The 17,298-nt window shown below is 63.4% G+C and carries 17 protein-coding genes; 6 read left to right on the forward strand and 11 right to left on the reverse strand.

What is annotated here, in order from left to right; genetic code table 11:
* Positions 1–148: 148 nt before the first annotated feature.
* From proC to HMPREF0291_RS01730, 3 genes are all read right to left on the reverse strand, one after another.
* The gene (gene proC / locus HMPREF0291_RS01720; RefSeq protein ID WP_005286988.1) at positions 149–961 is read right to left on the reverse strand and encodes a pyrroline-5-carboxylate reductase; all 813 of its coding nucleotides are present in this window, start codon (positions 959–961) and stop codon (positions 149–151) included.
* Between the two features lie 119 nt (positions 962–1,080).
* Positions 1,081–2,307, reverse strand: a complete 1,227-nt coding sequence (locus HMPREF0291_RS11180; RefSeq protein ID WP_005286992.1) for a hypothetical protein — start codon at positions 2,305–2,307, stop codon at positions 1,081–1,083.
* Entirely contained in the window at positions 2,308–3,249 is a 942-nt protein-coding gene (locus tag HMPREF0291_RS01730; protein ID WP_083770225.1) for a Ppx/GppA family phosphatase, read from the reverse strand.
* A gap of 34 nt (positions 3,250–3,283) precedes the next feature.
* On the opposite strand from HMPREF0291_RS01730, the gene HMPREF0291_RS01735 reads away from it, so the two are divergent.
* Entirely contained in the window at positions 3,284–4,156 is an 873-nt protein-coding gene (locus tag HMPREF0291_RS01735) for a hypothetical protein (RefSeq protein ID WP_040423430.1), read from the forward strand.
* 19 nt (positions 4,157–4,175) lie between these two features.
* Here HMPREF0291_RS01735 and HMPREF0291_RS01740 read toward each other — a convergent pair whose 3' ends face one another.
* The 3 genes from HMPREF0291_RS01740 to HMPREF0291_RS01750 are packed head-to-tail and all read right to left on the reverse strand — an operon-like array spanning position 4,176 to position 6,854.
* Positions 4,176–4,877, reverse strand: a complete 702-nt coding sequence (locus tag HMPREF0291_RS01740; protein WP_005286999.1) for a response regulator — start codon at positions 4,875–4,877, stop codon at positions 4,176–4,178.
* Positions 4,874–6,076, reverse strand: a complete 1,203-nt coding sequence (locus HMPREF0291_RS01745; RefSeq protein WP_005287002.1) for a sensor histidine kinase — start codon at positions 6,074–6,076, stop codon at positions 4,874–4,876. Before HMPREF0291_RS01745 ends, HMPREF0291_RS01740 begins: the two co-directional genes overlap by 4 nt.
* A gap of 31 nt (positions 6,077–6,107) precedes the next feature.
* Positions 6,108–6,854, reverse strand: coding sequence for a phosphoglyceromutase (locus HMPREF0291_RS01750; RefSeq protein WP_040423965.1), 747 nt, complete (start codon positions 6,852–6,854; stop codon positions 6,108–6,110).
* 96 nt (positions 6,855–6,950) lie between these two features.
* On the opposite strand from HMPREF0291_RS01750, the gene HMPREF0291_RS01755 reads away from it, so the two are divergent.
* Entirely contained in the window at positions 6,951–8,210 is a 1,260-nt protein-coding gene (locus tag HMPREF0291_RS01755; RefSeq protein WP_050748768.1) for a chymotrypsin family serine protease, read from the forward strand.
* Positions 8,211–8,215: 5 nt separating this feature from the next.
* Here the strand turns inward: HMPREF0291_RS01755 and mshA are convergent, their stop codons facing one another.
* Positions 8,216–9,487 carry a D-inositol-3-phosphate glycosyltransferase gene (gene mshA / locus HMPREF0291_RS01760; RefSeq protein WP_005287010.1) on the reverse strand — a complete coding sequence of 424 codons (1,272 nt, stop codon included), beginning with the start codon at positions 9,485–9,487 and terminating at the stop codon, positions 8,216–8,218.
* 10 nt (positions 9,488–9,497) lie between these two features.
* Positions 9,498–10,559, reverse strand: coding sequence for a MinD/ParA family ATP-binding protein (locus HMPREF0291_RS01765; protein ID WP_005287012.1), 1,062 nt, complete (start codon positions 10,557–10,559; stop codon positions 9,498–9,500).
* A 257-nt stretch (positions 10,560–10,816) separates the two neighbouring features.
* On the opposite strand from HMPREF0291_RS01765, the gene HMPREF0291_RS01770 reads away from it, so the two are divergent.
* Entirely contained in the window at positions 10,817–12,775 is a 1,959-nt protein-coding gene (locus tag HMPREF0291_RS01770) for a long-chain-fatty-acid--CoA ligase (protein ID WP_005287015.1), read from the forward strand.
* Positions 12,776–13,009: 234 nt separating this feature from the next.
* On the opposite strand, the gene HMPREF0291_RS01775 is transcribed toward HMPREF0291_RS01770, so the two are convergent.
* Complete coding sequence (locus HMPREF0291_RS01775; protein WP_005287018.1) at positions 13,010–14,122, reverse strand: UDP-N-acetylmuramate dehydrogenase; 1,113 nt, start codon at positions 14,120–14,122, stop codon at positions 13,010–13,012.
* Here HMPREF0291_RS01775 and HMPREF0291_RS01780 point away from each other — a divergent pair.
* From HMPREF0291_RS01780 to HMPREF0291_RS01790, 3 genes are all read left to right on the forward strand, one after another.
* Positions 14,111–14,602 carry a DUF2505 domain-containing protein gene (locus HMPREF0291_RS01780; protein WP_005287020.1) on the forward strand — a complete coding sequence of 164 codons (492 nt, stop codon included), beginning with the start codon at positions 14,111–14,113 and terminating at the stop codon, positions 14,600–14,602. The two genes, HMPREF0291_RS01775 and HMPREF0291_RS01780, sit on opposite strands and share 12 nt — an antisense overlap.
* A 33-nt stretch (positions 14,603–14,635) precedes the next feature.
* Entirely contained in the window at positions 14,636–15,451 is an 816-nt protein-coding gene (locus HMPREF0291_RS01785) for a class I SAM-dependent methyltransferase (RefSeq protein WP_005287023.1), read from the forward strand.
* Between the two features lie 84 nt (positions 15,452–15,535).
* Positions 15,536–16,342 (forward strand): LmeA family phospholipid-binding protein, encoded by an 807-nt coding sequence (locus tag HMPREF0291_RS01790; protein WP_005287026.1) that lies wholly within the window; start codon positions 15,536–15,538, stop codon positions 16,340–16,342.
* Between the two features lie 16 nt (positions 16,343–16,358).
* Here the strand turns inward: HMPREF0291_RS01790 and HMPREF0291_RS11185 are convergent, their stop codons facing one another.
* Both HMPREF0291_RS11185 and HMPREF0291_RS01800 read right to left on the reverse strand, forming a co-directional pair.
* Positions 16,359–16,967 (reverse strand): beta/alpha barrel domain-containing protein, encoded by a 609-nt coding sequence (locus tag HMPREF0291_RS11185; protein WP_005287029.1) that lies wholly within the window; start codon positions 16,965–16,967, stop codon positions 16,359–16,361.
* The gene (locus tag HMPREF0291_RS01800; protein ID WP_005287032.1) at positions 16,964–17,287 is read right to left on the reverse strand and encodes a DUF2516 family protein; all 324 of its coding nucleotides are present in this window, start codon (positions 17,285–17,287) and stop codon (positions 16,964–16,966) included. The genes HMPREF0291_RS11185 and HMPREF0291_RS01800 overlap by 4 nt, the downstream gene beginning before the upstream one ends.
* Between the last annotated feature and the right edge of the window lie 11 nt (positions 17,288–17,298).

A 17,298-nucleotide genomic window follows, 5' to 3' on the forward strand; every position in this document is an offset into this window, starting at 1 on the left:
CGGTGCGCGCTGTAGGCTTCCCCTCCCACAGTTGGACACGCACGTGCCGGGACCAGCCTAGCGTGAAAACAGTGTCACATGCGACTCAAAAGCAAGAAAACTTTCACTTTTTTCACAGCGGACCCCGGGGTCACTATCGTCAATCTGGTTATTCTCCCAGCTCAGCCGCCCGATTGGTGGCAGCCTCTACGGCCCGATAGAAGGCCCCACGCATCCCGGATTCCTCGAGTTCCCGGACGGCTTGGACAGTCGTTCCTGCCGGAGAACACACGTCTGCACGTAGATCTGCGGGCGGCTTACCCGAGCGCGCCAACATGGCCCCGGCACCTTCTGCCGTACCCGTGGCCAGCAGCATGGCAGTCTCACGCGGCAACCCCATCTGCACACCGGCATCCACCAACGCCTCCGTGAGGAGGAAGTAGTAGGCGGGGCCGGAACCGGAAAGGGCTGCGGCAGCGTCGATAAGCGACTCAGGCACGACGGCGACCTTGCCGCACGCACCCAGCAGCTCCGTGACGAGCTCTTGCTGGTCCTCATCGACATACTTGCCAAATGCAACGACGCTGATGCCCTTGCCCACCTGCATCGGGGTGTTCGGCATGACGCGGACGATGGGTGTGCCCGCGCTCTGCGCCGCCTCCGTCATCGCACCGAGCGTGACGCCGGCTGCCATGGAGACGACGACAGTTGCAGTCTCGTTGCTCGCGATCGTCTCCGACAGCTCCTCGATCAAATCCGTGACCGCGTACGGCTTCACGCACAAAAAGCACACGTCAGCGTTCGTCGTAGCCGCCTCGTTGTCGTCTGTCGTGTTCACGCCGTACCGGCGGTTCAGCTCCTCGCTGCGCTGCGGAGTGCGGTTTGTCGCTGTGATCGTTTCCGGGTCGACGCCAGAGTTGACCAGCCCTGAGATCAGGGCCTCACCGATATTGCCTGCGCCGATGACTGCAATGTTGCTCATGGCTCACTAGCGTGCCACACCCGCCGAAATTCTCAACGAGAACAACCACGGGGATTCTTCTCCTGTAAGCGCAAACCCCGCACGCTGAGCGTGCGGGGCGGGCGGGGTCAGTGTTGAGACTAGACGGCTGAGATCAGCGCCGGGCCGAACGTCATCACCGCGCCGGCAACACCGGCGAGCGTGAGAGTCAGGCCGTCGCGGCCGGTCTTCATCGCGCGAACGAGCAGCACAATGAGGCCCGTTGCGGCCACAGCCAACACTGCGACCACAATCGCATTCATGGTGGCCCAAAGGTACTGGAAACCAAGGAAGACCAGCACACCCAGGATCAAGCCAGCGAAGACGAGCAGCACCAGCATGATCGGGTTGACACTAGTGTCCTCTACCTCATCGTCGTACTTGGCCACATCCTCGTAGGTCGGCTCCACAGCGCCATCGGCGCGGGCTTCATCAAGGCGATCCTCTGCCCGCTCCTGACGCGGCTCGACCTTGCGGTCCCGCACGTCCTTGCGGGCCCCTTCGCGAACGGGAGCGGCAAAAGCAGCCGTCTTCGGCTCGGTGCTCTGCTCATCGTCGACAACAGGGATGACGTTGGTTTCGCTCGAATCGCGCTTCACCGGGGTCTCGTGCTGGACAGATGTCATCGGCGCGGGCTTCTCAGCAGGTTCCGGACGCACGGCAGGCTGAACCTGCGTAGCCGGCTCCGTTTCCGCGGCCTCAGCAGTGTCGCGCTCCTGGACAGCATCCGCGCGGGAAACCTTGCGCAGGGTCACGCCATCTGCGTTGTCAGGCTGCTCCGACGTGAGCTGCGTCGGCTCGGGCTTGGCTGGCTGCGCTGCCTGTGCTGGCTGAGCTGTCTGATCCGCCTCAGACTGGGACGACTCAGCTTGGGACGGCGTGGACTGAACAGGACGGAACTTGGTCAGTGCGACCGGGGACTCGTCAGAACGCCCCTCGGTGGCAGACGCCTCGGCCGCATCCTTGGACGCGGACTTCTGCGCAGTCTTTTCCTCGGACTTCTGCTCGACCTTCTGCTCGTCCGCAGGCGCCTCCGACTCGGCGGACTTCACACCCGCGTCAGACTTAACTGCCTCGTCGGGCTTGACCGCTTCGGCTGACTCGGAGCTTTCGGCAGTGTCGTCGTCAAGCGGCACAGAAGAGTGCTTGACCTGGGCCGGGCGGGCGTTGACCTTCTTGAAGGAGCCAGTCAGTTCGGCGACGGTCACACCGCCTTCTTCAATGCTGCGGCGACGACGGCGGCGGGGCTGGCCCTCAGCGTCGGTTTCGGGATTCTCCTGCTGCGCCCGGGCCATCAGCTCGGCAACAGTGAGTTGCTTTTCGGCCATCTACTCGTCTCCTTCAGACTGTCCCATGTCTATCTGACGCAGGATCACGCCTTCGCGCAATGCCCACGGGCAGATATCTAACTTATCAAGTTTCAGTGCCCTCATGGCTGCTTCCGCCACCAGCGCGCCGGCCACAATTTGGTGGGAGCGGTCGGAGGACACGCCTTCAAGTTCCGCCCGATCGGACGCCGTCATGCGGGTAATGAAGGCGATGAGCTGGCGCAAACCCGGAGCCGTCAGCGTGCGCTGGACGTAGGGGCCAGCGGACGACGGAGCGGAACCGGTCAAACGCGCCAAGGTCCGGAACGTCTTCGAGGTACCTACGGCCAGACCTGCTTCACCGCGGACGAGGAACTCTTCAGCGGCGGAAGACAGTTCCGCGTCAATGAAATCACGAAGAGCGTTCACCGTCTTCTTTTCCGGCGGGTCAGAGTCAAACCATTCATGGGTCAGGCGGCCAGCACCCAAGTCGAGGGAAACGGCGATATCCGGGACTTCGTCATTACCCGTGCTCATCTCCAGCGAGCCGCCGCCGATGTCCAAGTTGGTAATGCGCCCAGCGGACCAGCCGTACCAGCGGCGCACTGCCAGAAATGTCAGCCGTGCTTCGTCCTGACCGGAAAGCACCTTGAGCTTCACGCCGGTCTTCTTTTCCAGGTGAGCCAGCACTTCTTGGGAGTTGGTGGCAGACCGCACCGCAGAGGTGGCGAAGGCGAGGAATTCTTCGCACTTGAGGTTATCCGCCAGATCAGCGGCTTCTTGCACCGCTTCGGTGAGCTTTTTCACGCCCTTGTCGTCGATGTTGCCCTCAGAATCGAGCATTTCCACGAGCCGCAGCGACTGCTTCCAGTCGCTCATTGGCGTCGGGCGGCCGCCGCTTTTTGCATCTACTGCCACGAGGTGGACAGTGTTACTGCCCACGTCCAATACACCTAGTCGCACAGGCTCAACACTAGACCGTCTACCGTGATTCACTGTGAACCAACCTGTGTTTTTGGGCTTTCCATCTGACTCCCCCGCTGGAAAATCAATCCGTGCAGGCCATGAATTGCCACCTGATTTCCCGCACGAATGGTTCGAATTCGTCCACCCCGACGATCCATTGCACTACTTCTCCCTCGACCTCACGTGGCTGGAATCGACATGGTCGTGCCGCTTCGGCACACCGCAGTGCCGCGGCATTTCACAAGAACTCCCAGTCGTTGGGTGCTGCATCCACGGTGCCTACCTGTCGGACGAGCACGACCGCGACGACCTTTACAACGCTGTCGCCGACATGCCCGCACGGTTCTGGCAGCTGCGCCCCGACGACGTCGACAGCTATATAGAGGCAGCCGACCCGACCGAGTTGGAGCCGTGGCTCGAGTGGGACGAGGACGATGAGGAACCCTCCATCAAAACAAAGCTTGTCGACGGAGCGTGCATCTTCGCCAACCGCCACGGCCACCCCACCGGCCCCGGGTGCGCACTGCACCAGTGGGCAATGGATGAAGGCCGCAACATCATCGGTTCAAAACCGGAAGTGTGCTGGCAGGTGCCATTTTCCCGCGAAGACTCGTGGGAGGAGCGCGGCGACGGCCAAGAAATCCTGCGCACCACCATCGGCGAGTACGACCGCCGTCAGTGGGGCGACGGGGGCGAAGACTTCGACTGGTGGTGCACCAACGACCCTGCCTGCCACTCTGGCTCGAGCACTGCGGTTCCTGTGTGGAAGTCGATGAAAGACGAGTTGACGCAGTTGATCGGTGCGGAGGCATACGGGATCGTCGCAAAGCATTGCGAAGCCCGCGCCGCACTACCCGCAGAAGCGAAGGCCGTGCACCCGGCGACCCGCGCCGCACAATCGTGACGCCGCGACGCCGGCGACATCACGCTTCGAACTTGTAGCCCAACCCGCGGACAGTGATGAGCTGCTCCGGACGGGAGGGCTCTTGTTCGATCTTCGTGCGCAGGCGCTTGACGTGCACGTCGAGGGTCTTGGTGTCGCCGACGTAGTCCGAACCCCAGATACGGTCGATGAGCTGACCGCGGGTGAGCACACGGCCAGCGTTGCGCATAAGGTACTCGAGCAGGTCGAATTCCTTCAATGGCATCGGAACAGGCTGGTCGTCGACGTAGACGGTGTGACGCTCGACGTCGAGACGCACGCGGCCGCCCTCGAGGATGTTCTCGCTGGACTCTTCCTCCCCCGGCGGGTCCGCAACATCGGAACGGCGTCGCAGCACGGCCCGGATGCGGGCGATCAGTTCGCGGGTGGAGTACGGCTTGGTCACATAGTCATCCGCACCGAGCTCGAGGCCGACGACTTTGTCGATTTCCGTATCGCGCGCGGTGACCATGATGATCGGCACATCGGAGGTGGCACGCAGCTTCTTGCACACGTCGGTCCCCGACATGCCCGGCAGCATCAGGTCGAGCAGAACCAAGTCGACATTATTGGCCTCGAACTGCGTCAGCGCGGCCTGGCCGTCCGGCGCGACAACCGCCTCAAAGCCTTCCTTGCGCAGAAGGTAGGCAAGCGGGTCTGCCAGCGATTCCTCATCCTCGACGATCAGGATGGTCGGTGTCATTGCTGCTCCTTATTGTCCAACTCGGCGATCTCTGTGGGAACGACCGTTGCACTCGACGGGTCCGGTTTGTGCACCGGCAACTCGATCGTGAACGTTGATCCCGTTCCCAAACGCGACCACAGCTTGATATTACCGCCATGGTTTGCCACGACGTGCTTGACGATGGCCAAACCGAGCCCCGTCCCGCCCGTCTGTCTCGACCGCGCCTTGTCCACGCGGAAGAAACGCTCGAACACACGCTTCTGGTCTTCCGGCGCGATACCAATGCCGCGGTCAGTGACGCGGATGAGCACCACCGAATCGCGGACGACTTTTTGGCTAACGCTGACTGGCTGACCTTTCGGCGAGTAATTGATCGCGTTTGTGATCAGGTTCGACAGAGCCGTGACCAACAGAGACTTGTCTGCCATGATCATTGTGTCGGTGCGTTCGCCGCGGTTGAGCTCGATCTCTTGGTTTTCGGCAGTGAGAAGGTTGCGTTCCATCGCTTCGTCGATGATCTCGTCGACGGTCACGGCGGCCATTTCCGGGAGCGCTTCAGCACCCTGCAGCTTGGACAGATTGATCAGGTCGGTGATCATTGCGCCCATGCGTTGAGCTTCCCCGACCAGTTTCTCACCGAAGTAGGTGACCATCTCCGGGTCGTTCGGGTCCTCCAGCAGAGCCTCGGCCAGCAACGACATGCCGCCGACGGGGGTTTTCAGCTCATGCGAGACGTTCGCCACGAAGTCGCGGCGGGCGGATTCCATGCGCACATTTTCAGACTCGTCCACCGAGTACACGATGATGTAGCTGTTCTCCGACAAAGTCAGCGGCTGCACCACCGCGCGCACGTTGTTCACGCGGGAGCCGGTCGAGCGGTGCTTGAGGTTCAATTCCAAGACGCGGGTCTCTGCGTCCTCAAACACTTGCTTGCCGACGCCCCACACCTCCGGGTTCAGCGTCCTGTCATGCACAATCGACATCTCGTGGGCGCGGCCGTTGGACAGGATGACGTCGCCTTTTCTGCCCACGACAGTGACACCGGTCGGCGACCCCTGGATGACCAAGTGCAGGATCTGGCTGACTGTGCGGACTTGGTTGTCTGCGGGGTTGTCGCTGGTACGGGTACGCCCCCGCCAGCGGCGGAGCCACGTGGTTCCGCCGATCGCGAGGGCGACGACAATGCCTCCCGCAAGGAAGGCGAGAACGTAATTCACGTGTTAATTATCGCCTACTGCGTCATGCAGGCTACTTGTTGCCCTGGTTGGCCACGGCGGCCGCGCCAGCCTCAGCGGCCTCCGGGTCCAGGTAGGTACCGCCCGGGTTGGTTACTTGGCCGTTGTCATCGAACTCGTACACCAGCGGCATACCGGTGGGAATGTTCAGTCCGGCAATGTCCTCGTCGGAAATGTTGTCCAGGTACTTCACCAGCGCACGCAGGGAGTTACCGTGCGCTGCAACCATGACGTTCTTTCCGTCCAGGACCTGCGGCAGGATGGAGTCAATGTAGTACGGCAGGAAGCGCTCGACGACGTCCTTGAGGCACTCGGTGCGGGGAACCTCCGGCAGGAACGCGTAGCGCGGGTCGTCAGTTTGCGCGTACTCGTTGTCCGTGTCGATCTCCGGAGGCGGAGTGTCGTAAGAGCGGCGCCATTCCATGAACTGCTCCTCGCCGAACTCCTCACGGATCTCTGCCTTGTTCAGACCCTGGAGCTTGCCGTAGTGGCGCTCGTTGAGGCGCCAGTTGCGGGTCACCGGGATCCAGTGACGGTCGGCTGCATTCAGGGAAATGTTCGCGGTGCGAATCGCGCGACGCAGCAGGGAGGTGAACACGATGTCCGGCAGAATGCCTTTTTCCTTCATCAGCTTGCCGGCGTTGACTGCTTCAGTCTCGCCCTTTTCAGTCAGGTCAACATCGACCCAGCCTGTGAATTGGTTGGACTCGTTCCAGGTGCTCTGTCCGTGGCGTACAAGGATTAGCTTTCCGTTGCTCATAACCCCCAGCATGCCATTTTCTGGCTATTTTCGCTGGTCATTTTTCTCACAGGAAGTTAAGTAGAATTTCAGAAAGATGTGGCTTATGTTCTTCATGTGATTACTCGTCGTATTTTCTCTCCCGCCGTCGTGCTGGCTTTCGCGTTCAGCACTCTCACCCTCGCCACCGCCACTGAGGCAGCACCGCAGGCCCATGCTGACACGGGCGCTGCAGCTGCTCCCGGCGCGCCCATGCGCGTGCTGCCGTATGACCCCGAATTCCCGTTTGGCCCCGATGTCAGCGTCGAAGAAGCCACGGGCATGGATATGCCGCCGGAGGCATTCACTCTCGCCTGCAGCCAAGGCCCCATTGGTGATGTGCTTCTGCCTGATGGCACGACCCAGCGCATCATGGTGACCGCTGGCCACTGCGTCGTCGGTGACACCGAGACCGGCCTGCTGCTGGGCAGCGATGTCTACGCACCCACGCGCGACGGCTACGAACGCATCGGCGCAACCGGCATGGTGCATTTCCAAGGCGGGGCGCCGGTGAATCCCCTCGCGATCCCGGAAACGGCGATGACCACGGTTGACTGGGGCATCGTGGTGCTTGACGACGACACTGCCGTCGACGGTTCCGCCTCCTCCAAGGACAAGGCGAACCGCAACGGCTCCACCCCCGTGACGCTGACCGGTGTGCGCGACTACCGCACGCTGCGCCCGGGCGAGGTCTCCTTCGACAACTTCGGCCAGCCGATCTGCAAGGACGGAATGATCGGCGCTCGCAAGTGCGGTTACCAGCTGCTCTACACGGCGGACAACGTCTGGCACGTCTCGCTGGATTACAAGCACGGCGACTCGGGCGGGGTGAACTTTGACCCCTCCACCGGTCAGATCATTGGCGTGTCCTCCCTCGGCGTGGGTCCGCTGGGCACTGCGCAGCGCGCTGACCGCGCCATCGAGCTCGCCTACGACGTTCCGGACGGCCAGGTCAACGACTACTTCACCCCCGCTGCTCCGAACCAGCCGCGTGCAGAGTTCGTCTCCATGGACGAAGAAGACAACGCTGTCGACTCCTACATCCTGGAGAACAACCCGGATGTGGCCCCGGAGGATCTGGTTCCGCCCACCAACCAAGAGGTCTTCGGCATGGTGGTTGAGTCCGCTCAGCAGGATGCCGCTGTCATCGGCGCAGAGGCGCAGACGCTCGCCGCTGGCTCGGCCGTGGCTGTCGCCACTGGACAGGCAACGGTTCCGGAGGTTGCCTCCGCCGCCAATGAGTTCGCCACCGAGGTGGGAACGGCCGCCACGGCCTACGGCAATGCCCTGTCCAATGTCGGCTTCCAGTGGGCGCTGGAGGAACTCGGTTACGAGTAAAAGGGCTACTCCCCCGTGGCGTCCCTGTGATCCATGGGGGTGAACCCCTCTAGCACCTCGTCGTACACCTGCGAGAGTGCTTCGGCTGACGCCGCCCAACTGAACGTGGCAGCCCGTTTCACGGCGGCGGTGGCCATGGTGAGGCGGGTGGAGTCGTCGATAAGCAACTGCTCGAGCGCGTCCGCCCACGCGTCGGGAGCGTGACCGTCGACAAGCACTCCCGTTTCCCCGTCCGCGACGGCCAGAGGCAGACCGCCCACCCGCGCCGCGACGACTGGCGTGCCCGCGGCCTGCGCCTCGATGGCGACAAGACCGAATGACTCGTTGTAGCTGGGCACCGCGACAATATCTGCGGCCTGGTAGATCTGGACGAGCTCTTCTGGCGGGCGCGGCCCCAAGAAGCGAACCTTGCGGCCAATGCCCAGCTTATGGGCCATCGCACGGTAGAAGTCGACCGATGAATCCGCACCCGACGCGCCACCGCACATGATGATGCGCACGTTGCGGTCCGGGTCGCGGTCGAACAATTCCGCAGCCGCCCGGATAAGCACCTGCGGCCCCTTGAACTCCTGCATGCGGCCCACGAACGCGATCACTTTGCTGTCCAACGGGATGCCCAGGTGGCGGCGGGCAAGCTCCGTGTTGCGGTTCGTGCCCGGCGTGAACAGGCGCGTGTCAGCGCCGGGGGTGACCACGCTGATCCGCTCAGGCTCGGCATCGTAATAGCGGACTAGCTGTTGGGTCTCGTCAGCAGTGTTGACCACGATGCAATCGGCGTTGTCCACGAGCTGCTGCTCGCCAATGCGGCGGGCCTCCGTCTCTGGGGAATCCGAGTCCGCCGCAGCTTCGCGCGCCGCGTTCTTCACCGCCGCCCACGTGTGACCAGTGTGGATCAGCGGCACCCCGGCAAGGTCACGCAACAGCCACCCCACCTGGCCGGAGAGCCAATAGTGGGAATGGATCAGGTCGTAGGGACGGCCTTCCTGCCGGACAAACTGCATCACACCACCGGCGAAGGCGGCGAGCTGGGTGGGCAGCTCTTCTTTGGCCAGACCCTCGTAAGGGCCGGCGACGACATTGACCACCCGCAAATTCTCGCTGACGCGCACCACCTCGCCCTGGCTGGGCCTCGTCGCACGGGTGAACACGTCCACCTCGGTGCCGCTTGCTGCGAGCTCGCGGGCGATGTTGAGAATGTAAACGTTCATCCCGCCAGCATCGCCGGACCCCGGCTGCTCCAGCGGGGAGGTGTGCATAGAGATCATGGCCACGCGCATGACCCGAAGTCTATCGCGCGTGCTTATGCCACTGCCCGAAGTCGCTGGCGACAGTAGCCGCGAGCTCGCGGTATGCCTGCATTGTCCGCGGGTGCAGGCGCGCAATGTCGACCACGGCACCTTCAGCAAGGTGCGGGTCATAAGGAATCACGTGCACGGCCCGGGTCCGCGCGCCGAAGTGCGCGACCACACTGTCCATGTTCACCGGCGACTTCGGCGTGGCCGACGACACCACAACGACCGCGTTGGCCGCGAGCCTGTCATAACCGTGCAGGTTGAGCCAGTCCAAAGTCGCCGAGGCGGACTGTGCGCCGTCGAGAGCCGGCGAGCTGACCAGGATCAACGTGTTGGCCAAATCCAACACGCCCGCCATGGCAGAGTGCATCAGCCCTGTCCCGCAGTCAGTGAGGATGAGGTTGTAGTGGTGCTGCAGGATGTCGACGGCACGGCGGTAGTCGTACTCGCTGAACGCCTCCGACACGGCCGGGTCGCGTTCGGAGCCAATGACTTCGAGGCGGGAAGCCCCTTGCGTGGTAAACCCGCGGACGTGCGCGTACCGCGACGTGTCTGAGGCCGCGAGTAGATCGCGGATCGTCGCTGGGCCCGGCGCGGCGACACGTTGGGCCAAGGTGCCGAAGTCCGGGTTCGCGTCAATGGCGATCACCCTGTCACCGCGCGATTCCGCCAATACCGACCCCAACGCGACCGTCGTTGTCGTCTTGCCCACCCCGCCCTTGAGCGACATTACCGCGATCCGGTAATCGCCCCGCAGCGGAGTGCGCATGGCTTCCTCTAACGTCGCGGCCGCCAATTCTTTGCGAGAGGCACCGGGATTGATCCGTCCACCCGAGGCACCATGGACGAGCTTGCGCCACCCTTTCGCCGGGGGTGCTTTGACGCCGCGCACGACGTTTGCCTGGTCGAGGCTCTGCGGCGCTCGCTTGTGGCTTTCAGCATGCTTATCGACGGACCCCTGCCCCGCCTCAGCTCGCACCTCCGGCTGCGGGACGGGCCCATCCGGCACCCACTCCCCCAGCCCGGTGTTGGCGTACTTCTGGTACAGATCGGTCATCTCAATTCCCCCCCGATGATTCCCTGAAAGTGCGGAAACGCCCGAAAGGTTTCCCGATTCATCGCGAGTGTACCGCCGACGGGCATGTTTCGCCCGGTTACCCTGCCGCCGGCAAGACTGCACCTGGCGGGCAGCGACATTCAGACAACTGGCAGCAAGGTGACAAAGATCATAAATATTCCGTCGAAACTGTCGAATCACAACTACACTTAGGCAAAGTAAATCAATCGCTGATCACGTTTGGAGGGCAGACAGCCATGTCGGCATACGAAGAAAAAGCCTGGTTATCCAGCTACGCGGAGTGGACCCCGCACGAGGTGGAGCTGGGCAACGACACCATCTTGGACATCTACGACGCCACGCTGGCAAAGAAGTCCTACAAGAACGCGCTGTGGTTCTTCGGCAAGACCACGACTTACGCAGAGCTGGACAAGCAGGTCCGCAGCGCGGCCGCCGGCCTGAAGGCCTTCGGTGTCCGTCCGGGCGACCGCGTCGCTTTGGTCATGCCTAACTGCCCCGAGTTCGCCATTTCCTTTATCGCTGTTTTGAAACTCGGCGCATCTGTGGTCGCACACAACCCGCTCTACACCGAGCACGAGCTGCGCGTCCAGTTCAACGACCACGGCGCACGCGTGGCCATCATGTGGGACAAGGCCGCCGGCAACCTGGGCGGCCTGCGCAAGGACACTCCACTGGAGACCATCGTATCCGTCGACATGACCAAGTCCATGCCGAAGTACATGGAGCTGGCTCTGAAATACGTGCCGCTGAAGAAGCTGCGCGAATCCCGCAAGAAGCTCTCCGGCCCGGCCCCCGACACCATTCCGTTCGAGACCCTGTTGTCCTCAGCGATCGGTGGCGAAGGCCACGACCTGCAAAACCCGGACATCGACCAGGACACCACCGCGGTCATCCTCTACACCTCCGGCACCACTGGCGAGCCCAAGGGTGCGCAGATCACCCACGGCAACTTCAACCACCAGATGAAGGCCGGTAAGGCCTGGGTGCAGGACCTGGGCAAGGAAGACGAGAAGATCCTGGCGGTCCTGCCGCTCTTCCACGTCTACGGCCTCGCCCTCAACCTCGGACTGGGCATCATGGTCGGCGGAGAGATCATCCTGCTGCCCGCTCCGGAGCCGGACCTGATCCAGGACGCGTTGAAGAAGAACCCGCCGACCTGGATGCCGGGTGTTCCGACTCTGTACCAGCGCATCGGCCAGTCCGCCCTGGACAACGGCAAGAAGCTGACCTCGATCCGCAACTCCTTCTCCGGTGCCTCCACCCTGCCGGTCTCCACCGTGGAGACCTGGGAGAAGGTCACCGGCGGCAACCTGGTTGAGGGTTACGGCCTGACTGAGACCTCCCCGATCGTCACCGCTAACCCAATGGACGGCTCCCGCCGCCCGGGCTACGTCGGCGTGCCGTTCCCGAACACCATCGTGCGCATCGTCAACCCGGACAACCCGACCGAAGTCATGCCCGACGGTGAAGCCGGCGAGCTCGTGGTCAAGGGCCCGCAGGTCATGAAGGGCTACCTGAACAAGCCCGAAGCCACCGAGAAAGCCTTCGCCGACGGCTACTTCCGCACTGGCGACATGGGTGTCATGGAGGAAGACGGCTGGATCCGCCTGGTCTCCCGCATCAAGGAGATGATCATCACCGGCGGCTTCAACGTCTACCCGGACGAGGTCGAAAACGTCATGCGTGAACACCGCGACATCGAAGACATCGCCGTCGTCGGTCGCCCGCGCGAGGACGGCTCCGAGGACGTCGTCGCCTGCGTCACCCTTGCAGAAGGTGCCGCTCTCGACCCGCAGGGCCTCCAGGACTACGCCCGCGAGCGCCTCACCCCGTACAAGGTGCCGCGCACCTTCTACCACTTCGAGGAACTCAACCGCGATATGACCGGCAAGATCCGCCGCCGCGAGGTCCAGCAGTCACTACTCGACCGCCTCAACGCCGGCACCGCCGCCGACGGCGAGAACTCCGACGGCAAGCCGGAGCAGCCCACCGAGGAAGAGATCCAGAAGGGCGAGAAGGAAAACAACTGGTCCGTCGAGCAGGCCCCCGAAGGCAACGAGGTTCAGGCCGAGCAGGGTGGCCAGGCCGAGCAGGGTGGCCAGGCCGAGCAAGCTGGCCAGGCCGAACAGGGCGACCAGGGTGGGGAAGCCGACGACAACGCCGGACGTCACCGCCTCAACGAGCCCGAGAACTAATCGCTCACAGAAACCCGGCTAGGTCGAACCATCTCGGTTCGGCACTTGGCCGGGTTTTCGCATGCGCACGTGGGGCCGCACGGGTATTGGCGCGAGCATCCGCGCGGTTGCGCAAAACTTTACATGCGCTTTAGTTTATGGTTTCAAAGCGCCTGGTAGGGGTTTTCTATCGCTCTACCAATACAATCGACATGTCAACTTCTGCGCAGCTCGGACCACGAGCGAGCTAGCGCGCTAATCGATGGACACGCCGATCCAGACCGGCTCCGGCTCGAGTGTCACGCCGAACTTGTCCTGCACACCCGCGCGGATGGTGCGGGCCAGGGCGACAATGTCGTCGGCGGTAGCGGTGCCGCGGTTGGTCAGCGCGAGAGTGTGCTTGGTGGACAGCCGGGCGGGAGCGTTGGGATCGGCGTCGCCGGGGAAGCCACGGGGGAAGCCGGCGCGCTCGATAGTCCAGGCGGCGGAGAGCTTCACGGCCCCATCAGGGTGTTCCCCAGACGCGGGCACCGGGTAGCGGGGCATGGTGTCGCCCTCACCCGGCGCGACGTCATTGACCAGCGCGGCAACCCGGTCCGCAACAGCCGGGGTCACAATCGGGTTGGTAAAGAAGGACCCGGCGGACCAGGTGTCGTGGTCTGCGGGGTCGAGGACCATGCCTTTGGAGGCGCGGACGCGGAGGATCTCTGCGCGGGCGTCGGCAAGCGGGAGGCGCTCACCACCCAGGTGGCGCAGCGGGATGGAGAGTTCGGACGGCTCGAGCTGCATCTCGATCTCCAGGACAACGGCACGGCCGGTGAATTTCAGGTTGGAGTAGCGGTACGCCAGGTCGAGCTCGCTGGCGGGGACCCACTCGTCTTCACCGGTTTCGCGGTTGTACAGGCGCACACCGGTGAGCACGTCGGAGACCTCGGCACCGTACGCGCCGACATTCTGCACCGGGGTCGCACCGGCGGACCCGGGGATTCCCGACAGCGTCTCAATGCCGGACAGCCCGGCCGCGACAGTTTGCGCGACCACGTCGTCCCACACTGCCCCGGCCCCGGCGCGGACCGCGCCCGGCACACCGTCTGCGTTGACCGTCACGTCGTCATTCGCCGCAAGGACTACGTCGAGATCCAGATCGCCCTCGGCCACCACGAGGTTCGAGCCACCGCCGACGATGATGAGGGGGGTGGTGGAAGCGTCGAGAAGCGAGACGGTGCGTGCGAGCTCATCTGCTGTTTCCGCGCGGTGCACCGCACGTGGCACGCCGCCGACGCGCAGCGTGGTGAGATCCTTGAAGCTTAGGGGCGCTAATGATTCAGACACGTAATCAAAGGTAGTCTGTATCCCATGGCAACTCATAGCGAAAACACTGTGACCATTAACCAGCCGGCTGACAAGGTGCACAAGGCACTGTCAACGCGCGAGTACTGGGATTACATTGCGCAGCACCTCTCCCCCGAGCCGGGTGAGGTCGCCGAATTCACCGACAACTCGGTCACCCTGTACGAGGTTCTGCCCACCACCGTCCTGCCGGAGGCCGTGCAGTCCATGGTTTCCCAGGCCCTGAAGGTCAAGCGTGTGGTCAACATCGGCGCGCTTGAGGGCGAGAACGCAGATGTCTCCTACACCGCGGACGTCAAGGGCACCCCGGTTGACTTCGGCGGCTCCATTAAGCTCGCCGGCTCTGGTGACACCACCACCCTGAGCTACGACAACGAAGTCTCCGTGAACATCCCGTTCATGGGCCCGGCTATTGAGCCGAAGGTCGGCGAGGCGCTCGGCGACCTGTTCAACCAGGAAGGCGAGCTCACCGACAAGTGGATTTCTGAGAACCTGTAGTTTCGCACGCTCGCGAACGAGACACCCCTAGAAATGGCCGACCACGCCCATAATCTGCGCGCGCAGACTGGGCATGGTCGGCCTTTTGGCGTGATCACCCGCGGCACCACCGGGTATAACCGCCTGCGCCGCTCCGACAGGTGGACGCGCTACCACCCGCAGGTCCAGTCACTGTTGCGCGCGGAGCCTGCGCCTGTGCTTATCGACGTCGGCTACGGCGCCTCCCACACCACCACCGTCGAATGGGCCCGCTGGATGCGCCAGATCAACCCTTCTGCCCGCGTCATCGGGCTCGAGATCGACCCGGATCGGGTGCTTCCGCCCCGCGACGGCGTGACCTTCGAACTCGGCGGGTTTGAACTGGCCGGTTACCAACCCCACTTAGTCCGGGCGTTCAACGTGCTGCGCCAGTACGACGTCGCGGATGTGGAGGCGGCCTGGGCATCCGTCTGCGGGCGGCTTGCCCCGGGCGGGCTGTTCATCGAGGGCACGTGCGACGAGTTGGGTCGCCGTGCAGCGTGGGTGCTGCTCAGCGCGACTGGACCGGAGTCGTTGACGTTGGCGTGGGACCCGGAGGACGTCGATAAGCCGAGCGACGTCGCCGAACGCCTGCCGAAGGTGCTCATCCACCGCAATGTCCCCGGTGAACCCATTCATGCGCTGCTCTCGGCCGCAGACGCTGCCTGGGAGCGCTCCTCCGGGTGGGCGCCGCACGGCCCGCGAGTCCGCTGGCGGGAGGCACGCGCGCTTTTGCTTGCCGACGGCTGGCCCCTCGACCCCATCCGCCGCCGCATCCGCGACAACACTCTCACGGTGGGGTGGGACATCGTCGCGCCAAGTAACCAGTAATCTTGGGGTGTACAGCCACTTCACAGCGGATTCCTCCGGTGGCATGTTGGCAAACGGCATAGAACTCAACCAGAATGGCTTTCCATGACACGCAATTACCCTGCGGGCCCGGCTGGCTCCAGAGGCTCCACCGGGAAAGGCTGGAAAATCGCCTTCGGCATCATTGCCGTCATCTTGGTGCTGTTCTTCATCGCTGAACTAGCGCTGCGCTGGTTCATCACCGATCAGATAGAGACCAGTCTGCGGGAAAGTGCGCCCGAAAGCGTCGCCGCCCAACAGGACGCCGAGGTCCACTTCGGCGCCATGCCCGTTGTCTTCGGGCTGGTGCAGGGCAAACTCCACCAGATCAATATCGATGTGCCGTCCACGCTCACACCGGATAGCAACGCCATTGTGGGCAACCCGCCGGCGACCATCAACGCCACCGGCTTCGTCCTCGACTCCGAGGATCCGAGTGCGGACGAACTCACCCTGTCCACCGAAGTACCCAAAGCCCTCGTCCGCGACATGCTGCAAAAAGAGCTGGGTAATGCGCTGGAGGAATCCAACGAAGGCCGGTTCGCCGAGTACAACGAGATCCTCACCGTCTCCGACGTGGACACCAACCCCGCCGACGGAACCTTCAACATCACGTTCTCCAACGGCGCGTTCGGGGTCGAGCTCCGCCCGGAGATCGTCGATAACCAACTCTCCTTCACGGCCGTGTCCACCCAGATTCTCGGCCGGAACCTACCGGACTTCTTCTCCGAGGCAGTCAGTGCCGCACTCGAAAGCGGCATCAACGACCAGGTAGCCGGGCCGCTGGAATTCCGCGAGTTCTCCGTCATCGACAACGGGTTCAAGATCGTTGTCTACGGCCACAACGTGCACCTCAACGAACTAGCCGTGTAGCCTGCGCGCACCGCAGCTACACGTATACGCGCGCGGCGCCTGCCAGCAGCAGGTCCAGCGCAGCGTCCAACGTGGGGATGGTGCCGTAAAAGGCTGTTTCGCACGCGAGCCCATTCAGCGCAGGCGGCTCGCTTGATTCCCTGAGCTCCACCGCGAGGAGATCGACTCCCCCACGCTGGGCCACGGCGTCCAGCTGGGTGATGGCATCCACCCCCACTGCGGCGGGGCACGTCACCCCAAGCCGCGCGCGGGAATCCACGACTTGGCGCACAGCAATGATGTCTGCGAGCACGGCGTTCAAGCCATCCGTGGTGCCGACCAATGTGTCGTCGATGGCCAACCAGACCTCGGTCGCTCCTTCATCTACGGCAAGGCGCGCCTCGGCGGCTTTGATCAGGCTGTGGTGGCGGCCCGTCGGCCACCCGATGAGAGCGATGACGCTGCCCATACCGTCGCCCGTGCCCGTGTTCGGTGCCGCAGCTTGGGCGGTGACGCCGGTGGGTTCGACGATGTGGCCGGCGCGTGCGACGTCGATAAGCGACGCGAACTCTTCATCGCTGACCCTACCGCTGAGAACGCGGTTGCGGCCGACGCGCGGGGCGAGCCAGGTGAGATCGTCGGTCACCAGCTGTAATTCCCGCCGATGATGTTCTTCAGGTGCGGACGGACATCGAAGAAGTACAAACCGATGAACACGCAGCCAATCAGGCCGATGAATGCCCTACCGCTCAAGCATGCAAGCGAGCTGACCAGCAAGATGCCTACCCACGCGACCTTCGGCATGCGGTCGCCTGCCGGGAATGCGTCCGAACGGGTCAGGCCCGCCATGACTGCCCCCGCAATGCCCGCCAGACCCACAATCAGCATGAGGACGCTGCGGAGCAAAGCTGGCGACAGCATGATCCATCCCTCAAGCGGCATGTTCTGGAGGTTGAGAAGCGTCATAGCGTTCAGGC

The sequence above is a fragment of the Corynebacterium genitalium ATCC 33030 genome, from assembly GCF_000143825.1.
In the GTDB taxonomy this organism is placed as follows: Bacteria; Actinomycetota; Actinomycetes; order Mycobacteriales; family Mycobacteriaceae; genus Corynebacterium; species Corynebacterium genitalium.